This is a genomic window from Streptomyces sp. SS1-1, from assembly GCF_008973465.1.
Classification (GTDB): Bacteria; Actinomycetota; Actinomycetes; order Streptomycetales; family Streptomycetaceae; genus Streptomyces.
This window is the reverse complement of record NZ_WBXN01000004.1, coordinates 6,587,097-6,610,265: the sequence shown is the minus strand read 5'-3', so window position 1 is coordinate 6,610,265 and position 23,169 is coordinate 6,587,097. Positions and strand designations below refer to the sequence as shown.

19 protein-coding genes and 1 pseudogene are annotated in these 23,169 nt (G+C 72.5%); 4 read left to right on the top strand and 16 right to left on the bottom strand.

The window, feature by feature from the left end:
• The first annotated feature begins 158 nt into the window (after positions 1 to 158).
• The gene (locus F8R89_RS31570) at positions 159 to 1,580 is read left to right on the top strand and encodes a lipase maturation factor family protein (protein WP_151787162.1); all 1,422 of its coding nucleotides are present in this window, start codon (positions 159 to 161) and stop codon (positions 1,578 to 1,580) included.
• Here the strand turns inward: F8R89_RS31570 and F8R89_RS31565 are convergent.
• From F8R89_RS31565 to F8R89_RS31530, 8 genes are read right to left on the bottom strand one after another with little or no spacing between them, the layout of a single operon-like run.
• A complete protein-coding gene (locus F8R89_RS31565; protein WP_151787161.1) occupies positions 1,568 to 2,401 on the bottom strand; it encodes an amidohydrolase family protein in 834 nt (277 codons plus the stop codon). The two genes, F8R89_RS31570 and F8R89_RS31565, sit on opposite strands and share 13 nt — an antisense overlap.
• Positions 2,398 to 2,712, bottom strand: a complete 315-nt coding sequence (locus F8R89_RS31560; protein ID WP_151787160.1) for an L-rhamnose mutarotase — start codon at positions 2,710 to 2,712, stop codon at positions 2,398 to 2,400. The genes F8R89_RS31565 and F8R89_RS31560 overlap by 4 nt, the downstream gene beginning before the upstream one ends.
• Positions 2,709 to 3,680 (bottom strand): aldo/keto reductase, encoded by a 972-nt coding sequence (locus F8R89_RS31555; protein WP_151787159.1) that lies wholly within the window; start codon positions 3,678 to 3,680, stop codon positions 2,709 to 2,711. The genes F8R89_RS31560 and F8R89_RS31555 overlap by 4 nt, the downstream gene beginning before the upstream one ends.
• Entirely contained in the window at positions 3,677 to 4,432 is a 756-nt protein-coding gene (locus F8R89_RS31550) for an SDR family NAD(P)-dependent oxidoreductase (RefSeq protein ID WP_151787158.1), read from the bottom strand. Before F8R89_RS31550 ends, F8R89_RS31555 begins: the two co-directional genes overlap by 4 nt.
• On the bottom strand, positions 4,429 to 5,781 hold the full coding sequence (locus F8R89_RS31545) for an L-fuconate dehydratase (RefSeq protein ID WP_151787157.1): 1,353 nt from the start codon (positions 5,779 to 5,781) through the stop codon (positions 4,429 to 4,431). The genes F8R89_RS31550 and F8R89_RS31545 overlap by 4 nt, the downstream gene beginning before the upstream one ends.
• A gap of 39 nt (positions 5,782 to 5,820) precedes the next feature.
• Positions 5,821 to 6,846, bottom strand: coding sequence for an ABC transporter permease (locus tag F8R89_RS31540; RefSeq protein WP_151787156.1), 1,026 nt, complete (start codon positions 6,844 to 6,846; stop codon positions 5,821 to 5,823).
• Positions 6,839 to 8,341, bottom strand: a complete 1,503-nt coding sequence (locus tag F8R89_RS31535; protein WP_151787155.1) for a sugar ABC transporter ATP-binding protein — start codon at positions 8,339 to 8,341, stop codon at positions 6,839 to 6,841. The genes F8R89_RS31540 and F8R89_RS31535 overlap by 8 nt, the downstream gene beginning before the upstream one ends.
• Positions 8,338 to 9,408 carry a sugar ABC transporter substrate-binding protein gene (locus F8R89_RS31530; protein ID WP_151787154.1) on the bottom strand — a complete coding sequence of 357 codons (1,071 nt, stop codon included), beginning with the start codon at positions 9,406 to 9,408 and terminating at the stop codon, positions 8,338 to 8,340. Before F8R89_RS31530 ends, F8R89_RS31535 begins: the two co-directional genes overlap by 4 nt.
• 197 nt (positions 9,409 to 9,605) lie before the next feature.
• On the opposite strand from F8R89_RS31530, the gene F8R89_RS31525 reads away from it, so the two are divergent.
• Complete coding sequence (locus F8R89_RS31525; RefSeq protein WP_151787153.1) at positions 9,606 to 10,313, top strand: FadR/GntR family transcriptional regulator; 708 nt, start codon at positions 9,606 to 9,608, stop codon at positions 10,311 to 10,313.
• 55 nt (positions 10,314 to 10,368) lie between these two features.
• Here F8R89_RS31525 and F8R89_RS31520 read toward each other — a convergent pair whose 3' ends face one another.
• Genes F8R89_RS31520 through F8R89_RS31495 form a run of 6 tightly spaced genes read right to left on the bottom strand, consistent with a single transcriptional unit; the run spans position 10,369 to position 19,806 of the window.
• The gene (locus tag F8R89_RS31520) at positions 10,369 to 13,377 is read right to left on the bottom strand and encodes an alpha-mannosidase (protein WP_151787152.1); all 3,009 of its coding nucleotides are present in this window, start codon (positions 13,375 to 13,377) and stop codon (positions 10,369 to 10,371) included.
• 40 nt (positions 13,378 to 13,417) lie between these two features.
• A complete protein-coding gene (locus F8R89_RS31515; protein ID WP_151787151.1) occupies positions 13,418 to 15,418 on the bottom strand; it encodes an endo-beta-N-acetylglucosaminidase in 2,001 nt (666 codons plus the stop codon).
• The gene (locus tag F8R89_RS31510) at positions 15,415 to 16,671 is read right to left on the bottom strand and encodes a glycoside hydrolase 5 family protein (protein ID WP_151787150.1); all 1,257 of its coding nucleotides are present in this window, start codon (positions 16,669 to 16,671) and stop codon (positions 15,415 to 15,417) included. The genes F8R89_RS31515 and F8R89_RS31510 overlap by 4 nt, the downstream gene beginning before the upstream one ends.
• Positions 16,672 to 16,708: 37 nt before the next feature.
• Positions 16,709 to 17,617: a carbohydrate ABC transporter permease gene (locus F8R89_RS31505; protein ID WP_151787149.1), complete on the bottom strand. Its 909-nt coding sequence runs from the start codon at positions 17,615 to 17,617 to the stop codon at positions 16,709 to 16,711.
• Positions 17,614 to 18,507, bottom strand: a complete 894-nt coding sequence (locus F8R89_RS31500) for a carbohydrate ABC transporter permease (protein WP_151787148.1) — start codon at positions 18,505 to 18,507, stop codon at positions 17,614 to 17,616. Before F8R89_RS31500 ends, F8R89_RS31505 begins: the two co-directional genes overlap by 4 nt.
• 6 nt (positions 18,508 to 18,513) lie before the next feature.
• On the bottom strand, positions 18,514 to 19,806 hold the full coding sequence (locus F8R89_RS31495; protein WP_151787147.1) for an ABC transporter substrate-binding protein: 1,293 nt from the start codon (positions 19,804 to 19,806) through the stop codon (positions 18,514 to 18,516).
• 255 nt (positions 19,807 to 20,061) lie between these two features.
• On the opposite strand from F8R89_RS31495, the gene F8R89_RS31490 reads away from it, so the two are divergent.
• Positions 20,062 to 21,072 (top strand): LacI family DNA-binding transcriptional regulator, encoded by a 1,011-nt coding sequence (locus F8R89_RS31490; protein ID WP_192806286.1) that lies wholly within the window; start codon positions 20,062 to 20,064, stop codon positions 21,070 to 21,072.
• 18 nt (positions 21,073 to 21,090) lie between these two features.
• On the opposite strand, the pseudogene F8R89_RS31485 reads toward F8R89_RS31490, so the two are convergent.
• Together F8R89_RS31485 and F8R89_RS31480 are read right to left on the bottom strand one after the other, a co-directional pair.
• A pseudogene (locus tag F8R89_RS31485) lies at positions 21,091 to 21,649 on the bottom strand (serine hydrolase); the annotation flags it as partial.
• Between the two features lie 82 nt (positions 21,650 to 21,731).
• On the bottom strand, positions 21,732 to 22,343 hold the full coding sequence (locus F8R89_RS31480) for a TetR/AcrR family transcriptional regulator (RefSeq protein WP_151787145.1): 612 nt from the start codon (positions 22,341 to 22,343) through the stop codon (positions 21,732 to 21,734).
• An 84-nt stretch (positions 22,344 to 22,427) separates the two neighbouring features.
• Here F8R89_RS31480 and F8R89_RS31475 point away from each other — a divergent pair, with 84 nt between their 5' ends.
• Positions 22,428 to 23,165: an SDR family NAD(P)-dependent oxidoreductase gene (locus F8R89_RS31475; RefSeq protein WP_151787144.1), complete on the top strand. Its 738-nt coding sequence runs from the start codon at positions 22,428 to 22,430 to the stop codon at positions 23,163 to 23,165.
• Positions 23,166 to 23,169: the final 4 nt, after the last annotated feature.

The following is a 23,169-nucleotide window of genomic DNA, read 5'->3' as shown; positions in this document are numbered from 1 at the left end:
CACCTTGCCAGGATTTGCCCGATTCTTCGACCGGGGCGGCGGGCGGGTGCCCGTGTGACGCGCGAAGGAGTGACAGGTGGGGCGGCGGGTGTGCGCGGGGCGCGACCATGACAGGGCAGGAGCATGAACAGCGGGCACCGGGAGAGGAGGGCACGGCCGTGGACTGGTTCGTCGCACCGGGGTACGAGACGAGCCGACTGGTGTTCCAGCGGGCCCTGGCCGGGGTCTATCTGGTCGCGTTCCTGACGGCGGCCCTGCAGTTCCGGGCGCTGATGGGGTCGCGGGGTCTGCTGCCCGTGCCGCGGTTCGTGGCGCGGGTGCCGTTCAGGGCCGCGCCGAGCCTGTTCCAACTGCACTACTCGGACCGCTTCTTCGCCTGGTGCGCCTGGTCGGGGTGCGCGGTGTCGGCGGCGCTGGCGGCCGGCGTGGACGCGCTGGTGCCGCTGTGGGCGGCCCTGCCGCTGTGGCTGGTGCCGTGGGCGCTGTATCTGTCGATCGTGAACGTCGGCCAGACCTGGTACTCCTTCGGCTGGGAGTCCCTTCTGCTGGAGGTCGGCTTCGCGGCGGTCTGGCTGGGCAACGACGAGGTGGCTCCGCCGGTCGTGGTGCTGTTCCTGCTGCGCTGGATCCTGTTCCGCGTGGAGTTCGGCGCCGGGCTGATCAAGATGCGCGGCGACGCGTGCTGGCGGAAGCTGACCTGCCTGGACCACCACCATGAGACGCAGCCGATGCCGGGGCCGCTGAGCTGGTTCTTCCACCATCTGCCGAAGCCGCTGCACCGGGTCGAGGTGGCCGCCAACCACGTCACCCAGCTGGTGGTGCCCTTCCTTCTCTTCGCCCCGCAGCCGGTCGCGACGGCCGCGGCTGCCCTGATGATCGCCACCCAGCTGTGGCTGGTGCTGTCCGGCAACTTCGCGTGGCTGAACTGGATCACCATCGTGCTGGCCCTGTCGGTGGTCGCGTTCCCCGCCGATCCGCCGGACCGGCCGGACGCACCGCTGTGGTACGAGGTCACGGTCCTCGTGGTGGTCGCCGTGCTCGTCGGTCTCAGCTACCGTCCGGTCGCCAACATGATCTCCCGCCGTCAGGTCATGAACCGGTCCTTCGACCCGCTGCACCTGGTCAACACGTACGGCGCCTTCGGCAGTGTCAGCCGGGTCCGGTACGAGGTCGTGATCGAGGGCACCACGGACACGGCACCGCGTGAGGACTCGGACTGGCGGGAGTACGAGTTCAAGGGCAAGCCCGGTGATCCCCGGCGCTGGCCGCGCCAGTTCGCCCCCTACCATCTGCGGCTGGACTGGCTGATGTGGTTCGCCGCGCTGTCGCCGTCGTACGCCGGGTCGTGGTTCGGGACGCTGATGGAGCGGCTCCTGGAGAACGACCGCGCCACGCTGCGGCTGCTGCGCCGCTCGCCGTTCCCGGCGGACCAGCCGCCGCGCTTCGTGCGGGCCCGTCTGTTCCGCTACCGGTACACGACCTGGCGGGAGCTGCGGGAGACCGGCACGTGCTGGGAGCGGACGTACGTGCGCGAGTACCTGCCGCCGACGCGGCTCGCGGGCGGCTCTCAGAGTCCGTAGACGCGGACGGCGGTCTCCTCGAAGATCTGCCGGTGGCCGGCGGGGTCCGTGAGCGCGCGGGCCGTGTCGAGCACCTGCCCGTACGAGGCGGCCGGCGTGCACACCGGCCAGTCCGAGCCGTACATCAGCCGCTCAGGACCGAAGGCGTCGAGGACGGTGTCGGCGTACGGGCGCAGGTCGTCGAGCGTCCAGCGGGCGTGGTCGGCCTCGGTGACCATGCCGGAGAGCTTGCAGACCGTGTTGGGCAGGGCGGCCAGGGCGCGCACCGCCGGCTCCCACGGCTGGAGGGCGCCGGAGGCGATCGGGGGTTTGCCGAGGTGGTCGAGGACGAAGGTGAGGCCGGGGTGGCGGGCGGCCGCCTCGACGCAGGCCGGGAGCTGGTGCGGCAGCACGACCAGGTCGTGGACCAGCCCGGCCTCCTCCAGGGCGGTGAGGCCGCGCCGGACGTCCGGGCGCAGCAGCCACTTCGGGTCGGGTTCGCCCTGGACCTGGTGGCGTATCCCCTTCAGATACCGTCCGCCGGGCAGCTCGCGCAGCCGGGCCAGGGTGTCGGTGACGTCGGGGCGGGTGAGGTCGGTCCAGCCGACGACGCCGGCGACGAGCGGGTGCCGGTCGGCGAGGGCGAGGAGTTCCGGGGTCTCCTCGGGCACGGTCACCGTCTGGACGACGACGGTACGGCCGACGCCGGCCGCGCGCGCCTCGGGCAGGAGGTCGTCCAGGCCGAAGTTCCGTCGCAGCGACTCCAGTTCGGGGCCGGTGATCCAGTCCTGGTCGCGCACGGACAGGTCCCAGACGTGGTGGTGGGCGTCGACGACGGTCACGGCAGCTCCCACACCACCGGCAGACCGGCGCCGGCGCCTTCGCGGGAGTAGTCGTGCACGACGTCGAGGAGCTGGGCCATCCGGGCCTGCCAGGCCACGTTGACGGGCAGCTCCTCCAGTTCGGCGAGGAGCCGGCCGTAGTCCTCGCACTCCAGGAGGTGGAAGAGGTCGGGCCCGCTGCGCCAGATCGTCCAGGAGGTGGCCCCGGCCGCGCGGATGGCGTCGGTCAGCGCCTTCGGGACGTCCTGGTGGGCGGCTTCGTACGCGTCGACGCGGTCGGCGCGGACCCGGGTGTGCAGGGCGACCCTCATGGCGATGCCTCCTCGGACAGCAGACCGGAATCGAGCAGTTCCTGCCAGAACCCCATCGGCACGGGCGTCGCGAACTGCTGGGCGCAGTCCGTGACTTCGGCGGCGGACCGGGCGCCGACGAGGACGCTGGCGACGGCCGGGTGGGCGGCGCAGAAGGCCAGGGCGGCGGCCCGCACGGTGATGCCGTGGCGTTCGGCGAGTTCCTTGATCCGCAGGGCCCGTTCCACCACGCGTGGCGGCGCCTGGGCGTAGTCGTAGGTCGCGCCGGGCCTCGGGTCGGCCAGCAGGCCGGAGTTGAAGGCGCCGCCGACGACGACGGACGTGTGGCACTCGACGGCCAGCGGCAGCAGCTCGTCCAGGGCGCTCTGGTCGAGCAGCGTGTAGCGGCCGGCGCACAGGACCACGTCGACGTCGGTGTCCATGACGAAACGGGTCAGCATGGCGGTCTGGTTCATCCCCGCTCCGATGGCGCCCACGACGCCCTCGGAGCGCAGCTTCTCCAGCGCCGGATAGCCCTCGCGGAAGGCCTGTTCGCCGTGGTCGTCGGGGTCGTGGAGGTAGACGACGTCGACCCGGTCGAGGCCGAGCCGCTCCAGGCTGGCCTCCAGGGTGCGGCGGACGCCGTCGGCGCTGAAGTCCCACACGCGGCGCCGGTCGGCGGGGACGGCGAACCCGTCGGCCAGGTCGTCGCCGGTGGCGCCGGGGACGGGCTCGAGGCGGCGGCCGACCTTGGTGGAGATCGTGTACGCGTCCCGGGGGTACTGCCGCAGGGCGGCGCCGAGACGGCGTTCGGACAAGCCGAGTCCGTAGTGGGGGGCGGTGTCGAAGTAGCGGATGCCCGCGTCCCAGGCGGCGGCCACCGCCTCGTGGGCCTCCTCCTCGCCGACCTCGCGGTAGAGGTTGCCGATGGCGGCCCCGCCGAAGCCGAGGGGGCTGACCTGGACACCGGTGCGGCCGAGCCGGTTCACCGGGCGGCCTGCCGGAGGCGCAGGCCCTGCATACCGCCGTCGACGGCGAGGGCCGTCCCGGTGGTGGCGCCGGACAGCGGGCTCGCCAGGTAGGCGATGGCACCGGCGACCTCGGCGGCGGAGACCAGGCGTCCGGTGGGCTGGCGGGCCTCCAGCGCGGCGCGTTCGGCGGCCGGGTCGGGGGCCGCGCCCAGCAGCCGTCCGACCCACGGGGTGTCCACGGTGCCGGGGTTGACGCAGTTCACGCGGATGCCCTCGTGGACGTGGTCGGCGGCCATGGCGAGGGTGAGCGCGTGCACGGCCCCCTTGGAGGCGCTGTAGAGGGCGCGCTGCGGGAGCCCGGCGGTGGCCGCGACGGAGCAGGTGTGGACGATCGCCGCGTGCGCGGAGGCCCGCAGGTGCGGGAGCGCGGCGCGGGCCACCCGGACCATGCCGAGGACGTTGACGTCCAGGACCCGGTGCCACTCGGTGTCGTCGTTGTCCTCGACGGTGCCCTGGGCGCCGACGCCCGCGTTGTTGACCAGCACGTCGAGTCCGCCGAGCGCGGCCACGGCGTCCGCGACGGCCGTGCGCACCGAGGCGTCGTCGCTGACGTCGGCGCGGTACGCGAGCAGCGGCTTGTCCACGGCGGAGGGGTCGAGGTCGAGGACGGCGACGCGGGCGCCGCGTGCGGCGAGGAGGTCGGCGGTGGCCCGGCCGATGCCGGAGGCGCCTCCCGTCACCAGCGCCGTGAGTCCCTCGAAGTCGCTCATGCCATCTGCCCCTTCCGCCGCGTCTGGAGGTCGGCGGCCCAGAAGGCGCCGGCCGGGTACGAGTACCGCGCCAGGGACTCGGGCCGCATGGCCGCGGAGAATCCCGGCGCGGTGGGTGCCGTGTAGTGACCTTCCCTGATCACCACCGGGTCGAGGAAGTGGTCGTGCAGATGGTCGACGTACTCGATGACACGGTCCTCGGTGGTGCCGCTGACGGCGATGTAGTCGAACATCGACAGGTGCTGGACGAGTTCGCACAGGCCGACCCCGCCGGCGTGCGGGCACACGGGGACGCCGTGCTTGGCGGCGAGCAGCAGGATGGCGAGGTTCTCGTTGACGCCGCCGACGCGGGCGGCGTCGATCTGGAGGACGTCGATCGCCCCGGCCTGCAGGAGCTGTTTGAACACGACCCGGTTCTGGACGTGTTCGCCGGTGGCGACCTTCACGGGGGCGACGGCCCCGCGGATCGCGGCGTGCCCGAGGATGTCGTCGGGGCTGGTGGGTTCCTCGATCCAGTACGGGTCGAACTCCGCGAGCGCGCGCGTCCATTCGACCGCCTCGGCCACGTCCCAGCGCTGGTTGGCGTCGACGGCCATGCGGACGTCCGGTCCGATCACCTCGCGGGCGACGCGGCAGCGCCGTACGTCGTCCGCGAGGTCCGCGCCGACCTTCAGCTTGATCTGCCGGAAGCCGTCGGCGACGGCCGCGGCGGCGAGCCGGGTCAGCTTGTCGTCGTCGTAGCCGAGCCAGCCGGCGGACGTGGTGTACGCGGGGTAGCCGCGCTCCAGGAGCCGGGCCGTGCGCTCCCCCGCGCCCTCGCGTCCCCGGCGCAGCAGGGCGAGGGCCTCGTCGGGGGTGAGGGCGTCGGTGAGGTAGCGGAAGTCGATCTGGCGGACGATCCACTCCGGCTCGGCGTCGGCGAGGAGCCGCCACAGGGGTTTCCCGGCGCGCTTGGCGGCGAGGTCCCAGACGGCGTTGACGACCGCGCCGATCGCCATGTGCATCACGCCCTTCTCGGGGCCCAGCCAGCGCAGTTGGCTGTCGCCGACCAGGGCGCGGCTGAGGCTGCCGGGGTCGGCGCACAGCTCGTCCACGGACCGGCCCACGACATGTCCGCGCAGGGCGTCGATGGCGGCGACCTGCACCTCGTTGCCCCGCCCGATGGTGAAGGTGAACCCGTGTCCCTCGTGTCCGTCGCCGGCGTCGGTGCGCAGTACGACGTAGGCGGCCGAGTAGTCGGGGTCGGGGTTCATCGCGTCGGAGCCGTCGAGCTCGCGGGAGGTGGGGAAGCGGATGTCGTGGGTCTCGACCGCGGTGACGCGGGCGGGGGTGCCGGGGGCCTGGGACACGGAAGTCCTTTCCGTCGGGGAGCAGGAGGGCGGCGGGGGTCAGTCCTGGGCCCGGCCCGTCGTCACACGGGCGATCATGAGCGCGATGAGGATGATGCCGCCGTAGATGGCCTGGATCCAGAACGACGGGACCTGGGCGAGGGTGAGCAGGTTCTGGACGACGCCCAGGAGGAGGACGCCGGTCAGGGCGCCGAACATGGTGCCCCGGCCGCCGTCGAGGCTGATGCCGCCGATGACGGCCGCCGCGAACACCGTGAAGATCATGTTGTTGCCCTGGTTGGCGCTGATCGCGCCGACGTACCCGGTCTGGATGATGCCGCCGGCGGCGGCGAGGGTGCCGGCGACGACGAACACGCCGAGCATCACCCGCTCCACCCGGATACCGGCGGCGCGGGCGGCCTCCGCGTTCCCGCCGATGGCGTACAGGGCGCGGCCGACGCGGTGGTACTTGAGCAGGAACCCGGTGACCGCGAACGCGGCGGCCGCGAGCCACACCGACATCGGCACGGTGAGGAAGGTGGTCGTGGCGAGGGAGTAGAAGCTGTCGGGCATCCCGAACAGCGTCTTGCCCTTGGTGGCGCCGACGAGCAGTCCGCGCAGGACGATCAGCATGGCGAGCGTCACGATGAACGCGTTGAGCCGGAACTTCACGACGAGGACGCCGTTGAACGCGCCGACCGCCGCGCCGACCACGAGGACGGCCAGGAGGGCGAGCGCGGGCGGCAGTTCGACGCCCCAGCCGGACTGGGCGGCGGGCAGCACGAGCAGCGCGCCGACGGCGGGCGCGATCCCGACGACCGACTCCAGGGACAGGTCGAACTTGCCGGTGATGAGGACGAGCGACTCGGCGAGCACCACCATCGCGAGCGCGGCGGACGCCCCGAGGACGGAGATCAGGTTGCGTTCGGTGAGGAACGAGTCGTTGAGGACCGCGCCGAGGACCAGCAGCAGCACCAGGGCGGGGACCAGGGCGAGTTCGCGGGCGCGGCGCAGCAGGACGGTCCGGGCGGCGCGGACGTCCGGGAGCTTCGCGGACGGGGCCGGCGCGGCCTTGAGGTCAGCCATGGTGGTCCATTCCTTCGATGGAGGCGATCAGCTCGTGGTCGTGCCAGCCCGCCGGGTGCTCGGCGACGACCCGGCCGTGGAACAGGACGAGGACGCGGTCGCAGCGGCGCAGGTCGTCGAGTTCCTCGGAGACGACGAGCACGGCGACCCCGTCGTCGCGGGCGCTGTCGACACGGGCCAGCAGGGACTCCTTGGACTTCACGTCGACGCCTGCGGTGGGGTTGATCAGGACGAGCAGCCGGGGGCCGGAGGCGAGGGCGCGGGCCATGACGACCTTCTGCGCGTTGCCGCCGGACAGGTCGGCGACGGGCTGGCCGGGGCCCTCGGTGTGGATGCCGAGCCGGTCGACGAGGGCGGTCGCGAGGGCGCGTCTGCGCTCGGTGCCGACGAACCCGAACCGGCCGAGGCGGTCCAGGACGGTCAGGGTGGCGTTGTCGCCGACGGTCATGCCGGCGACGAGGCCCTGGTCGTGCCGGTCGCGGGGCACACAGCCGACGCCGGCGCGCAGGGCGGCCCGTACGTCCCCGAACGGCAGGGTGGCGCCGCCGAGTCGCGCGGTGCCGCTCGCCGGGGTGTGCAGTCCGGCGAAGGTCTCGGCGAGTTCGACCTTGCCGCTGCCGCTGATCCCGGCGAGTCCGACGACCTCGCCCTCGCGCACGGTGAGGTCGACGCCGGTGTACGCGGGTGAGCTGAGCGCCCGCGCCTCGAGCAGGACGGGTGCGTCCGGGTCCGTGTCGCGCGGCGCGGCGCCCTGTGCGGCGACGGCCTCCGGGGACTCCCCCGCCATGGCCTCGACCAGGGCCCGGCGCGGCAGGTCGGCGACGGGGGCCGTGGTGATCCAGCGGGCGTCGCGCAGGACCGTGACGGTCTGGCAGACCTCGTACACCTCCTGGAGGTGGTGGGAGATGAACAGGAAGGTGACGCCGGAGTCCTGCAGGGCCCGCATCCTGGTGAACAGCCGCTCGATCTCCCGTTTGTCGAGCTGGGCGGTGGGCTCGTCGAGGATGATGAAGCGGGCGCCGAAGCTCAGCGCCCGGGCGATCTCCACCATCTGCCGGTCCTCGACGCCGAGGTCGGCGGTGCGGGCGTCCGGGTCGACGCGTACGTCCCAGGCGGCGAGGAGGTCCGCGGCCTCGGCGCGCAGCCGGCGCCAGCTGATGACGCCGCGCCGCTGGGGCTGCCGGTGGAGGAACAGGTTCTCGGCGACGGTGAGTTCGGGGACGACGGTGGGCTTCTGGTAGACGCAGGCCACCTTGCGGCGCCAGGCGTCGCGGTCGGCGAGCGGCGGCGCGGGTTCGCCGTCGAAGCGGACCTCGCCGCGGTCGGCGCCCTGGAGCCCGGTCAGGATGCCGACCAGGGTCGACTTGCCGGCGCCGTTGCGGCCGACGAGGGCGTGGGACTCGCCGGGCAGGACGGTGATCCGGCCGTCGGCGAGGGCGGTGGTGGGGCCGTAGCGCTTGACGATGCCCCGCGCGTCGACGAGTGGGGTCGTCATCGGACCGTGTTGCCCCACAGCTCGGGGTCGTCGACGTTCTCCTTGGTGACCAGCGGGGCGGGCAGCTGGTCCTCCAGGATGCCGCTGGGCAGCTTCACGATGGTGGAGTCGTGGTCGGTGGGGCCGGGCCGGAAGGTCTTCCCCTCCATGGCGGCGCGGATGTAGTACATGCCGTACTTGGCGTACAGGTCGGCGGGCTGGGAGACCGTCGCGTCGATCTCGCCCTTGCGGATGGCGTCGTACTCCTGCGGGATGCCGTCGTTGGAGACGATCCGGATGTGCCCGTCCTGCCCGGCCTTCTTCAGCATCCCCTTGGACTTGAGGGTCTGCAGGGTCGGGGCGAGGTAGACGCCGCCGGCCTGGAGGTAGATGCCCTTGATGTCGGGGTGGGCGTTCAGGAGGGTGTCCAGCTTGGAGGCCGCGGTGTCGGACTCCCACTTGGCCGGTATCTCCAGGACCTTCAGCTTCGGGAAGTTCTTCCTCACGCAGGCGCGGAACGCCTCCGAGCGGTCACGGCCGTTGACCGAGGCGAGGTCGCCCATGATCTGCACGACCTTGCCACTGGTGACGTTCTTGCCGAGGTAGTCGCAGGCCTTCTCGCCGTACGCCACGTTGTCCGCGCGCACCACCATGGCGACCTCGCCGTGGTCGGGGGCGACGTCGACGGCGACGACCGGCACGCCCTTGCGTGCGGCCTGGTCGAGACCGGCCTCGATGGCCGCGCTGTCCAGGGGGGCGACGACGAGGCCCTTCACGCCCTGGTTGAGCTGGTTGTTGATGTCGGTGATCTGCTGGGAGGGGTCGCTGTTGGAGTTGACGGTCTTCAGCGTGTCCACGCCCTCCGTCTTCGCCATCTTCGGCACGTAGTCGTTGTACGACTGCCAGAACGGCGAGGTGAGCAGCGGCAGGATCACCCCGACCCGGCCGGTTCCGCCGCCCGCGGCGCCCGCCGCTCCGGTGTCCTCGGTGCTGCCGCACGCGGCGAGGAGGAGCGTGGCGCCCGCCAGCGCTCCCACCGCCCTCGCCGTGCGTGACCTGGTCTGCTTCCGCGCTGGTGTGCCGGGCATGGGGCGGCTCCTCGTCGAGCGTGTTCGAGCACAGGGGTCGAGCAGATGCCCGCATACTTATCAGACCACTTCGGCGAGACAACACCCTCTGGAGCCGATTTTCACGGCTTCCGGCGATAGTGGTCCGACCACCTCGGTGATTACACTGCCGCACAGCAGGTGCCCCGCAGGTGCCTGGCGGCGACGGGAGGAACGGCGTGGACGACGAGACGGCGCCGCAGAAGGGGACCGTGACCCAGCGGGCCATCGAGCGGATCAAGGCGATGATCGGGGAGGGCCGGCTGGAACCCGGCCAGCGGCTGCCGACCGAACGCGACCTGGCCGTGCAACTGGGCATCTCCCGCAGCTCGATGCGGGAGGCGATCCGCGCGCTCACCGTGCTGGGCGTCCTGGAGGCCCGGCACGGATCGGGCATCTACGTCACGCAGCTGGAGGCCGGTGATCTGCTGGAGACGTTCGGGGTGGTCGCCGACCTGTCCCGGGGGCCCCGCCTGGTCGAACTCCTGGAGGTGCGGCGGGTCCTGGAGTCGACGGCGACGGCTCTGGCGGCGGCCCGCATCACCCCGGACCAGCTCGCCCAGGTGGAGAAGCACCTGACGGCGATGAACGCCACCGACGACCCCGAGGAGATCCTCGCCCACGACCTCGCCTTCCACCGGGAGATCGCGGCGGCGGCCGGCAACGACACGATGGCCGCGATCCTGGAGGGCCTGTCGTCGCGCACCTTCCGCGCCCGTGTGTGGCGCGGCTACCAGGAGGAGGGCGCCTTCGAGCGCACCCGGCGCGAGCACGCGGCCATCCACCGCGCCCTGGCCGCCCACGACCCGGAGGCGGCCCGCGCCGCCGCCGCGGCGCACGTGGGAGAGGTGGAGGAGTGGCTGCGCTCCCAGCTGGAGGCGTTCTGAGCCGGGGCCGTTCCGGCGGTGGGGCGGGTGCGTGGCCGCGCCCGCCCCGTCCGCCTCAGGCTCGCCGCAGCCGCAGCGTCACCAGCTCGAAGGGCCGCAGCCGCAACGCGACCCGACGGCCCTCGTAGGACGGTGACTCGGGCAGCGGACGTTCCAGCAGGTCCGTCGCCGTCACGCCGGCCACCTCGAACCCGGCCGTCAGCGTGGCCCGGACCCGGCCGCCGTGCGCCTCGTGCAGACGGACCACCACGTCCCCGCTGCCGTCGTCCGCCAGCTTCACGGCCGTGACCACCACGGCGTCCCGGTCGACGCTCACCAGCGGGGCCACCTCGCGGGTGCCCGCGAGGCGCCGCTCGGGCAGGTTGATCCGCCAGCCCTCCCGCACCGCGTCCCCGATCCCGGCGCCCGGCACCAGCGCGTGCCGGAAGCGGTGCACGCCCTGGTCGGTCTCCGGGTCGGGGAAGCGCGGGGCGCGCAGCAGCGAGACACGGACCGTGGTGGTCGTGCCCCGGTCGCCGTCGGTGCGGACCGTCCGGGTCACGTCGTGGCCGTACGTCGAGTCGTTGACGACGGCGGCGCCCCAGCCGGGCTCCTCCACGTGCACGAACCGGTGGTTGCAGGCCTCGAACTTGGCCGCCTCCCAGCTGGTGTTGGTGTGGGTGGGCCGGTGGAAGTGCCCGAACTGCGTCTCGGACGCGTAGCGTTCGGCGTGCACATCGAGCGGGAACGCCAGCTTCAGGAACTTCTCCGTCTCGTGCCAGTCGACCTCGGTGTCGAACAGCACCCGCCGCTCCCCCGGTGCCAGCGACAGCCGCTGGGTGACGCGGGAGTCGCCGAAGGTCCGCACGATCCGGACCTCGCCGTCGGCCGCGGTGATCTCGTCCACGTCGGTGAGGTCGGTGACGGTGTGCCGGTAGAACGCGTCGACGTCCCAGGCGTCCCACATGTTCGGGAAGTCCGGGTGAAGCTGGAGGAGTCCCGCGGCTCCGCCCGGCGCGACCGTCTCCCGGTCCGCCTCGACGTCGTACGCGGACACGACGAGTCCGCGCGCGTCGATCTCCACGCGCAGCAGGCCGTTGTCGAGGACGAAGCCGCCGTCCGGGCGGGGCGTGAGGGCCGTGCGGTCCTCGGTCACCGGGGTCCGCGCGCCACCCGCCGGTACCCCGGCACGGGGGTGCGGGGCTGCGTTGAAGACGAGTTCGGTCGTCCCCTCCCCCGCCAGGGCCCGCTGGGCGGCGTCGATGATCGCCTCCAGCTCACCGGCGAGGCGCGCGTAGGTGGCGCGGGCCTCGCGGTGCACCCAGGCGATGGAGGAGCCGGGCAGGATGTCGTGGAACTGGTGCAGCAGCACCGTCTTCCAGATCCGGTCCAGCTCCTCGTACGGGTAGGGGAAGCCGGTGCGCACCGCGGCCGTGGCCGCCCACAGCTCCGCCTCGCGCAGCAGGTGCTCGCTGCGCCGGTTGCCCTGCTTGGTGCCCGCCTGGCTGGTGAGGGTGGCCCGGTGCAGCTCCAGGTACAGCTCGCCGACCCAGACCGGGGCGTCCGGGTACTCGGCCTCGGCCTTGCGGAAGAACGCGTCCGGGGTCTCCCAGACGACGGTCGCCGAGCCCTCGAGGTCGCGCAGCCGGGCCGCCTTGGCGATCATCTCGCGGGTCGTGCCGCCGCCACCGTCGCCCCAGCCGGTCGGCGCGAGGGAGTGCCGGGCGCGGCCCTTGTCCTTGAAGTTGCGGGCGGCGTGGGCGATCTCGGCGCCCTTCATCGAGCAGTTGTAGGTGTCGACGGGAGGGAAGTGGGTGAAGATCCGGGTGCCGTCGATGCCCTCCCACCAGAAGGTGTGGTGCGGGAACTTGTTGGTCTGGCTCCACGAGATCTTCTGCGTCAGCAGCCACTTGGAGCCGGCCGCCTTGATGATCTGCGGCAGTCCTGCGGCGAAGCCGAACGTGTCGGGCAGCCACGCCTCGTCGTTCTCGATGCCGAACTCGTCGAGGAAGAACCGCTTGCCGTGCACGAACTGACGGGCCATCGCCTCGGAGCCGGGCATGTTGGTGTCGGACTCCACCCACATCCCGCCCGCCGGGACGAACCGCCCGTCGGCGACGGCCTTCTTCACCCGCGCCCACACCTCGGGCCGGTGCTCCTTGACCCACGCCCACTGCTGCGCCTGGGACATGGCGAAGACGAAGTCGGGTTCGTCCTCGACGAGGGCGGTCATGTTGGAGGTGGTGCGGGCCACCTTGCGCACGGTCTCGCGCAGCGGCCACAGCCAAGCCGAGTCGATGTGCGCGTGCCCGACGGCGCTGACGCGGTGCGCGGACGGCACGGCGGGCGCGGCGAGGACGTCGGTGAGCCGGGCGCGGGCGGCGGCCGCGGTGCCGTTGACGTCCTGGAGGTCGAGGGCGTCCAGGGCGCGTTCCACGGCCCGCAGGAGGTCCCAGCGGCGGGCCGACTCGACCGGCAGCTCGGCCATCAGCTCGCCGAGCACCTCCAGGTCGGCGACGAGCTGCCAGACCTCCTCGTCGAAGACGGCGAGGTCCATCCGGGCCAGGGTGTACTGCGGTTCGCTGCCCGCGGTCTCCTTGTCGCCCAGCTTCGTCGGCAGGAAGGGGTGGTAGTCGAGGATGACGGGGTTGGAGGCCGCCTCGATGTGCAGCGTCACCTCCTCGCCGCCCTCGGCGGGCGCGGCGACGCGCACCCACTGGTTGCGGGGGTTGAGTCCCTTCACCGGGGTGCCGTCGGGCCGGTACACCAGGCCCTCGCACTGGAAGCCGGGCATGTTCTCGTCGAAGCCGAGGTCGAGCAGCGCCTCGACGGTCCGCCCGGCCCACGCCTCGGGGACGGTCCCGGTGACCCGGAACCAGCTGGTGCCCCAGGGTGCGCCCCAGCGGGCGCCGGCCTCGATCGGTTCGGCCGGGGCGGCGAGTCCTTCGGCGACCGGTACCGGCTCGTCCGGGGCGTGCCACACGGCCACGTCGAGCGGCACGGACTCCGGGTACACGGCGGGGCGGACGCGTTCGTCGAGGACGCGCTTCAGGCGGGCTTCGACCAGGGTGCGGTCGTCATGCATGCGGGATGCTCCATCGGTAGGTCGTCCGGGCGGGCGGTGGTCACCAGCGGTGGGTCACGGTCACGGGGGCCGACGTGGTGTACAGCTCCCCTACGGCGCGCAGTTCGAACCGTGCCGCCGTCTCGCCCGGTTCGGGGCGCAGCCCTGCGGTGAAGAAGGCGTGCTGGCAGGTGCCGCCGAGGAAGCGCCGGGTGCCGTCGGGCAGCACGCGGTGCAGGGTGTGGTGGCGGGTGGCGCCGGGCGCGGGGTTCCAGGAGAACCGCAGGTCGCCGCCGGACGCGCCGGTGACGCGGAACCCGGAGGGTGCGGCGGGGGTGGGGGCCGTGTCGTGGACGGCGATGCCGCCGAGCCGCCAGCGCACGGGACCGCCGCCGGCCGGGGTGAGCCGCACCCCGAGGGCGTGCACGGTGCCGGTGAGCCCGGTGAGCCGTACGGTCGTGGTGGTCCAGCCGTCTCCCGTGGTCACGTGGTGGTAGGTGTACGGCGGTGCCTCGCCCGGGGCGGCCGGGTCGGCGGTGGCGACGGCGAGCTCCACGTCGACGCGTCCGGCGTCGGTGCGGTGGGTCAGCTCGACGACGGTGTGCCGGGTGAGCGGCAGCCGGGTCGCGTACAGGTCGAGGACGGCGGGCCGGTCGAGGTCCCCGGCGACGAGCACGCTGGACCCGCCGTGCCAGGCGTCGTCGAAGTCGAAGGTGACGGTAGGCCGTTGTCCCTCGGTGCGGACGACCCAGCGGCGGGAGGGCAGGCGGTCCTGGAGGCCGAGGTGGTTCCAGGGCGTGTCCGAGGTGACCGTCCCCTTCTCGTACCAGCGCAGCCCGTGCCCGGTGTTGAAGACGCTGGCGAACGGCAGCCGGGTCACGGTGGACCGGTCGGCGACGGAGACGGCCGGGGCCCGCCAGGCGTCACCGGCGTCCGGGCGGGACGGGTCGAGGGACCGGCCGGTCCAGAAGCGGTCGTCGGCGGCGTGGAAGTCGCCGGGTGTCCTGTGGTCGGCGGGCAGGTGGTTGCGGGTCCACTCGGGCCGGTAGAAGCCGAGGGACACGACGTGGGAGCGGTCGCGGGGCACGATGGCGTCCCAGTCGACGGACGTGTTCCAGCCGTTGGACTCGACGTCGACGCCCGCCCACAACTCCCTGCGGTCGCGGCCCAGTCGCTCCGCCAGCTGCCCGGAGGAGGCCAGGGTCGCCGCCGTCCAGCGGAAGTCGACGAACATGTCGTCGGCCGCCTGGAAGAAGGGCTCGTTCCGCTCATTGAGCGCGCCCTGCCAGCTCACGGAGCCGTTCACGGTCATCGCGTCGTACCAGGTGACCCGCTGCCCCTCGGCCCGGGCGCGCGCTTTCAGCTCCCGCAGGAAGCCGAGCATGTCCGCGCCGAGCGCCGCGTCACCGCCGCCGGTCTCGGCGTTCACGAACCAGCCGTCGAAGCCGTACGCCTTCGCGACCTCGACCAGCTTCGCGGCCAGCGGGTACCGGCCCGCCGCGTCCCGCTGCACCAGGTCCCGGGTCCACCGCAGCTGCCCGCCGTAGGCGACGGGCGGCAGGAAGACGTTGCCGAGGACGGGCACGCCGTGCCGGTGGGCGGCGTCCACGATCGGCGCGTTCGGCGCGAGGATCAGCCCCTCGCCGGAGGAGCCGCCCCAGAACACCAGCTCGTCGATGTACGCCCAGTGGGTGAGGGCGTAGTAGTCGGCGGTGGGCGAGCCCTGCGACGGGTTGCTCGCGGTCGGCCCGAAGGACACCAGGGACTGGATGCGGGCCTGGTCCACGCGCGCGGTCGGGTTGGCCGGGGTGGGGGTGAAGCGGGGGGCGAGCGGGACGGTGGAGGCGTTGAGGGCGAGGTCGGGGTCGCCGGCCGGGCGCCAGGACTTCAGGCTGCGCCAGGTGATGCCGGGATCAGGTGTCCCGGCGGGCAGGGAGTCCGGGTACCAGTAGGAGGCGTACGGCGGGCCCGCCGGGGCCTTGGCGGCGGCCTGCGCGGGGAGCGACGGCAGGAGTGCGGCCGCCGCGCCGGCGATGAGGACGGTGCGTCTGGTGGGGTTCACGAGCGGGTGCCTCCTTGGGGGGTGGGGAGTACCTGGTCGGGAGCGACGACCTCGGTGATGCCGCGTGCCGAGAGATGGGCGGGGTCGTCCGCGCGGCTGTCGAGGACGGTGGTGGGGCGGGCGCCGTCGGCGGTGAGCCGGAAGAAGGCGTCGAAGACCGGGCCGCCCGGCGCGCACAGGGAGCGGCGGGCCGGATCGGCGGGGACGATCAGGGCCGTCGTACGGGGCTCGGGTGCCCGGGGCGTCGCGCGGGCCGCCCGCTCCAGCACCCGGGCGGTGTCCTTCGGGGTGCGGTCGTTGGTCAGCAGGCCGAGCCCGTACTCGAGTTCGGGGAAGTCGGCGAGGTCGCGGGACACGTCGTGCGAGCACCACCAGGTGATCCCCCACAGGCCGGGGCAGTCCAGGGCGTGGGTGACGGTCGCCTCGGTGAACGCGGCGGCGTGCTCGGGCGGCACGAGGGGCGCGGGCGCACCGACCTCCTGGAGCCACACCGGGCGGTGCGGGTCGTCGGCCCACGCCTTGCTGAGTTCGATCAGGTAGGCGGCGTGGTGCTCGGACGGCACGGAGGCGCGGCCGTGCCGCTGGGCGGTGCCGTTGAACACCCAGGAGTGGACGGCGGTGACGGCGCCGTGCCGGGCGGCCTGGCCCGGGGTGAACGGCTGGTCGTCCTGGTACCAGGTGGCGTCGTACTCGGCGTGCAGGTGCAGCCGGCCGGGGGCGCCCTCCTCGCAGGCGGCGAGCATCCGGGTGAGCCAGCGGTCGATGTCGGCCTCGGTGGCCCGGTCGGGGTCGGGGTGGGGGCTCGCGGAGAACTGGTTGACCTCGTTGCCGAGGGTCATGCCGAGGAAGTTCGGCCGGTCGGCGAGGGCGGCGGCGAGGGCGCGCAGGTAGGCGGCCTGGCCGTCGAGGACGTCCGGGTCGGTGAAGAGGTTGCGGCGGTGCCAGGTGCGGGTCCAGGCCGGCAGGAAGTCGAAGCTGCTGAGGTGGCCCTGGAGACCGTCGACGTTGACGTCGAGGCCGCGTTCGGCGGCGGCGTCGACGAGTTGGACGAGGTGCTCGACGGCCCGGCCGCGGATCAGGGTGCGGTTGGGCTGGAAGTACGGCCACAGCGGGAAGACGCGGATGTGGTCCAGGCCCAGCGCGGCGATGGAGTCGAGGTCGGCGCGCACGGAGTCCGGGTCGAAGTCCAGCCAGTGGTGGAACCACCCTTCGCTCGGGGTGTAGTTGACGCCGAAGCGCACGGCAGGAGGCATGCGTGTCCTTGTGACGGAGGTGCGAGGGGGGGCGGGTTCAGCCCTTGACGGCGCCTTCGCCGACCCCGCGGAAGAAGTACCGCTGGAGGCAGGCGAACAGGGCGATCAGCGGGGCGACGGCGATGATCGTGCCGGCGGCGACGAGGCGTTCGTCGTTGGCGAAGGTGCCGTGCAGATAGTTCAGGCCGATGGTCAGGGTGAACTTGGACGGGTCGCTGAGCACGATGAGCGGCCACAGGAAGTCGTCCCAGGCGCCCATGAAGGCGAAGATCGCGACGACGGCGAGGGTGCCCTTCACGGACGGCACGGCGACGCGCAGGAAGCGCTGCCAGACGTTGGCGCCGTCGACGAAGGCCGCCTCCTCGATCTCGTACGGCAGGTTGAGGAAGGCGTTGCGCATCAGCAGCACGTTGAGGGCGCTGACGCAGCCGGGCAGCACGACCCCGATCAGGGTGTTGTTCAGGCCGAGCTCCCGCATGGTGGTGAACTGGGCGATGATGATGCCCTCCACCGGGACGAGCATCGCGAGGATGAAGACGAGCGTGGCGGCCGTACGGCCCCGGTAGCGCAGGCGGGCCAGGGCGTACCCGGCGAGGGCCGCGCCGACGCAGTTGGTGACGACGTTGGCGGCGGCGACCTTCAGCGAGTTGAGGGCGTAGTCCCAGACCGGGATGGTGTCGGCGACCCGCTCGTAGTTGTGCGGGGTGGGGTCGGCGGGCAGGAAGCGCGGCGGGGAGCTGAAGATGTCCTCGGTGGGCCCCTTGAGGGACGTCGACAGCTGCCACAGGAACGGGCCGACGGTGAGGGCCAGCACCCCCAGCAGGAGCAGATAGCGCAGGGCGAGTTCCCAGACGCGCACCCGGCGGCCGTGCTCGTCCGTGATCCGGGGTTCGCGCGGGGCGGCCGGCCGGGCGGGGGCGGGCGGCGCCTTGTCGATGACGCTCATGACGCGTCCTTCCGGTCGGCCCGCAGCACGAGCAGCATGAGGGCGACGGTGACCACGAACACGACGACGGAGATCGCCGAGGCGTAGCCGACCCGGCCGGTCAGGCCGGTACCGGTGCGCTGGACGAGCATGACGAGGGTGGTGTCCTCGCCCGCCGGGCCGCCGCTCGGGCCGGCCATCAGGTACACCTCGGAGAACACCTTGAATGCGGCGACCGAGGACAGCGCGCCGACCAGGACCATGGTGGAGCGGACGGCGGGCACGGTCACGGTGAGGAAGCGGCGGACGGCGCCCGCCCCGTCGACGGCGGCGGCCTCGTGCAGTTCGCGCGGCACGTTGGCGAGCGCGGCCAGGTAGATGATCATGTAGTAGCCGAGGCCCTTCCAGACCGTCACGGCCATGGCGGACAGCAGGAGCAGCCACTGGTCGCTGAGGAAGCCGACCCGGCCGACGCCGATCGCCTCCAGCACCGAGTTCACCAGGCCGCGTTCGTCGAGCAGCCACACCCAGATCAGTCCCACGACGACGATCGAGGCGACGACCGGGGTGTAGAAGGCGGACCGGAAGAAGGTGATGCCGGGGATGTTCTTCTGCACGAGCAGCGCGAGCAGCAGGGGCAGGACGACGAGGGCGGGGACGACGACGAGGACGTACAGAGTGCTGTTGCGCAGCCCGATCCAGAACATGTCGTCGTGCAGCAGCTCGCGGAAGTTGGCGAGCCCGACGAACTCGCCGGGGACGAGCGTGCGCCGGTCGGTGAAGGCGTTGACCAGGGTGGAGACGAACGGGTACAGGATGAACGCGCCGGTGATCAGCAGGCCCGGGGCGGCGAACAGCCAGGGGCTGGACGGCAGTTGGCGCCGCACCCGGGACACGGTGGAGCTGGCCATCGTCGGCTAGCCCTGCTGCTGGAGAAGCCGGTCGCAGGCCGCGACAGCGTTGTCGAGCGCTTCCTTCGGGCTCTCCTTGCCCTGGAGCGCCTTGGCGACCTCGTTGCGCAGCGCGGTCTTCATCTGCTCGCTGAACAGGACGGGCGTGTAGTTCACGGCGTTCTTCAGCGACTTGGCGGCGGCGACCCGTACGCGGGTCTCGTCGGTGCCGTCCTCCTTCGTGAAGTACGGGTCGTCGAGGGAGCCGGCGGTGCTGGGGAAGATGGCGACCTTCTTGGCGAAGGACATCTGGTGCTCGGCGTCGGTGACGTAGTGCGCGAAGGCGACCGCGGCGGGGGTGCGCTTGGTCTGCGCGTTGACCATCACGCCCATCACGTACATGTTGACGTGCCCGGTGCTGGTGATCTGGTCGGTGATGCCGATGTTCTTGTACAGGTTCGGCGCCTGCTTCTTGAAGTTGCCGAGGTCGAGCGCGCTGCCGGGGTTCATGGCGACGGCCCCGGTGAGGAACTTCTTGCCGGAGGACTCGGGGGTGGCGGTGAGCGCCTGCGGGTCGAGCGCCTTGGCGTCGTACAGCTCCTTGTACTTGGCGAGGAGTTCGACGCCCTTGGTGTCGTTGAACGCGAAGGCGGTGCCCTCCTTGTTCATCAGCGGGACGCCGTAGCGGCCGAAGTCCTCGATCGTGGGGACGTTGGCGAGGGTGGCGACCTTGCCGTCCGTCTTCTCCGCCATGGTGAGGGCGGCGTCGAAGACCTCGTCGTACGTCTTCGGCGGCTTCTCCGGGTCGAGCCCGGCCTCCTTGAAAAGAGTCTTGTTGTAGAAGAGCGGGCCGGTGTTGAGGTACCAGGGGAAGGCGTACGTGCCCTTGAGGCCCGGCACCTGGTGGCTGGCCCACGCCCCGTCCAGGTACTCCTTCCTGTACTTGGCCGCGACCTTGTCCAGGTCGAGGGCGAGGCCCGCCTTGGCGAGCGGGGCGACGAGGTCGGGCGAGACGTTGACGACGTCGGGGAGCGTGCCGCCCGCCGCGTCGGCGCTGATCTTGTCGGCGTAGCCCTCGGCGGGCTGGTCGACCCACTTCACCTTGGTGCCGGGGTACTTCTTCTCGAACCCGGCGATCACGCCTTCGAAGTAGTCCTTGAAGTTGGCGCGCAGGTTCCAGGTCTGGAAGGTGATGTCCCCTTCGACCTTGCCGGAGGCGTCGGCGCCGGCGCTGTCGCCCCCTGACGAACCGCAGGCGCTGAGGGGGAGCGCGACACAGACGGCGAATGCGGCAGCGAGGGCTCTACGGGAGAGGGGCACCGTGAACCGGCCTCCTTGATGGGCGGGTTGGTGGGACGAGGCAGACCCTGCACGCCGTCGCGCGGGACCGTCAATGGCTCTCGCACAGCTAATTGCATTAGTGACTAATGCGCATTAGACGATCCCAGCTGAAGCGCATTAGGATCACGCCACTGAACCGCATTAGTGCGCGGCGCCGCATGAATGCGTCCTGGATGGGGGGATCACTCGATGACGGCGACTCCGGGCCGACGCCCACCGGCCCGGCGGCCGACGATGAAGGACATCGCACGGCACGCCGGGGTCTCGCAGAGCGCGGTCTCCTTCGCGCTGAACGGCCGGCCCGGGGTGTCCGAGGACACCCGTGAGCGGGTGCGACGGGTCGCGGAGGACCTGGGCTGGCGGCCCAGCACGGCGGCGCGCGCCCTGTCCGGGGAGGGGGCGGCGACGGTCGGTTTCGTGCTGGCGCGCCCCGCCGACACGTTGGGGGTCGACTCGTTCTTCCTCCAACTGGTCTCGGGCATCCAGGAGGTGCTGGCGGAGCGGCATCTGGGGCTGCTGTTCCAGGTCGTGGAGGACGTCGCCGACGAGTGCGGGGTGTACCGGCGCTGGTGGGCCGAGCACCGGGTCGACGGCGTCCTGGTCGTCGACCCGCGCACCGACGACCCCCGCCCGGACCTCCTGGACGAACTCGGCCTGCCCGCGGTCGTGATCGGCGGCGCCCCGGACGACCGGCACCCCGGTCTGTCGACGGTGTGGGCGGACGACGCGGGCGCGATGGCGTCCGTGGTGGAGGGCCTGCACGCCCTCGGTCACCGGCGGATCGCCCACATCGCCGGACTGCCGGGGCTGGCCCACACCGAGCGCCGGATCGGCACGCTGCGGGCCGAGGCGGGGCGGCGGGGCCTGGCCGAGGTGCGGTCGGTGACGACGGACTACTCGGACGCCGAGGCCGCGGCCGTCACCCGCAGGGTGCTGGAGGGCACCGCTCCCCCGACGGCGCTCATCTACGACAACGACGTGATGGCGGTGGCGGGCGCCGCCGCCGCGACCGAACTCGGGTTCTCCGTACCGGCGGACGTCTCGGTGGTCTCCTGGGAGGACTCGGCCCTGTGCCGCATGGTCAAGCCCTGGCTGTCGGCCCTGTCCAGGGACAGCGCCGAGTTCGGCCGTACGGCGGCCCGTGAGCTGATCGCCCTGCTGGACGGGGGGTCGGCGCGGGCGGTCGGGGTGCCGGTGCCACGGCTGGTCGAACGCGGGAGCACGGGGGTGGCGCGGGACGCGTGACGGGCCCCGGCGGCCCGGTCAGCGCAGCCCCCGCCCCCCTTCGTACGCGGCCGTCACGATCTCCATGCCCCGGGTGTCCTCGGCGGGCTCCCGCATCTGGTGGGTGACGTAGGCGACGACCGGCCGGCTGCCGGGGCCGATCATCACGAGCGACCCGCCCCAGCCACCACCCCAGCCGCACGCGCCGCCGAACAGGCCGTAGCCGAGCCCCCACCGCGTCGGCATCCCCAGCACCCGGTCGTCGCCGTCGAACTGCTCCTCGCGGGCGCGGTCGCAGCCGGCCGGCGACAGGAGCCGTACGCCGTTCGCTTTTCCCCCGCAGGCCAGGACGGACTGCACGAGCGCGACCGAGCGGGCGTTGCCGTATCCGCTCGCCGCGGGGATCTGGGCGCGGCGCCAGGCGAGGCTGTTGCCGTCCCGGACGCGCACGCCGTTCCCGGCCTCGGAGTCCGCCGGACCGCCGGGCGCACTCGACGTGTAGTCCTCGTCCCGCCCGGCCGGGGGGGGCGCCGGGGCGACCCGGTGGTCGTGCTCGGCCAGGAGGGCCGATGTGGAAGTCGGCGCCGAGCGGCCATGCCCCCATCCACGCGCACGGCGGCGCCGCGGTCAACCGGATTACGGACCGGTGACCGGCTCAGGAGACGCGAACGCGGTGACCGTCAGCCCGCGGAGCCGGAACCCGGCTTGGGCAGCACCGCCATTGCGGTGTCCGCGACCCCCCGCAGCACCCGTGGGTCCAGACCGGCCTTGCCGACCGCCTCCATGCCACGGACCACCGTCAGCAGCAGCGCCGCCAAGTCCTCCGGATCGGCGGCCGCGTCGATGTCGCCGTGGCGCTGGGCGGCGGCGATCTCCGTCCGCAGCAGCGCGAGCAGCGCCGCCATGGCCTCGGCCGACCGCGCGGCCACCACCGGGTCCCGCTCGGCCAGTTCGGCGGTGCCCTTCGCCATCAGGCACCCGCGCCGCTCGGTGTCGGACGCGGAGTTCTCCGCCATCATCCGCACATAGCCCGCCAGTCGTGCCATGGCCTCCGCGTCCGGGCCGCCCGGCAGATGCTCCTCGGCCACCTCGACGACCGCCGCGCACCAGTCCCCGAACACCCGGTGGAACAGCTTGCCCTTGTCGCCGAACGCGCCGTACAGGCTGCCCTTGCCGAGGCCGGTCGCCCGGGCGATGTCGTCCATCCGGGTGCCCGCGTAGCCCGTCGCCCAGAACTGCTCCCGGGCCTGCTCCAGAACCCGGCGTTCGTCGAATGCGCGTGGTCTCGCCATGCCCGCAGCCTATCCGTTCTTGACCCGATCGTCCATAACCACCTACGTTGTGGACGATCCATTCCACAACTGAAGGGGTTCGCCATGTCCGGCGTACTGCAGGAGAAGGTGGCCGTGATCACCGGGGGGACGAGCGGGATCGGGCTGGCCGTGGCCCACCGGTTCGTCCGGGAGGGCGCGCGGGTCTTCGTGACCGGCCGGGACGCCGACCGCCTGGACGCGGCGGTGAAGGAGCTGGGCCCGGCCGCCGTCGGCGTGCGGTCCGACGTCTCGGTCCTGGCCGACCTGGACACGCTCTACGACCGCGTCCGCGAGGAGGCCGGACGCATCGACGTGCTGGTGGCCAACGCGGGCATCGTCGCGGACGCCACCCTCGGCGCGCACACCGAGGCGAACGTCGACCTGACGCTCGCCGTCAACGTCAAGGGCCCGCTGTTCACCGTGCAGAAGGCGCTGCCGCTGCTGTCGGAGAACGCCTCCGTCCTGGTCGTCGGGTCGAGCAACAGCGTGCGGCCCAACGAGCAGCTCGAGGTCTACAGCGCCTCGAAGGCGGCGCTGACCAACCTCGTGCACAACTGGGCCCGGCAGTCACGGGCCCGCCGCTTCCGCGTCAACCTGCTCAGCCCGGGGCCGACGCGGACCCCCGGCCTGCTGGGCGCGGCGGGCGCGGACGTCGACCGGTTCGCCGAGACCTTCGTACCGCTGGGGAGGCTGGCCGACGCCGAGGAGATCGCCGAGGCGGCCCTCTTCCTGGCGTCGGACGCCTCGTCGTTCGTCACCGGCGCCGAGCTGTTCGCGGACGGCGGCTACACCCGGGTGTGACACG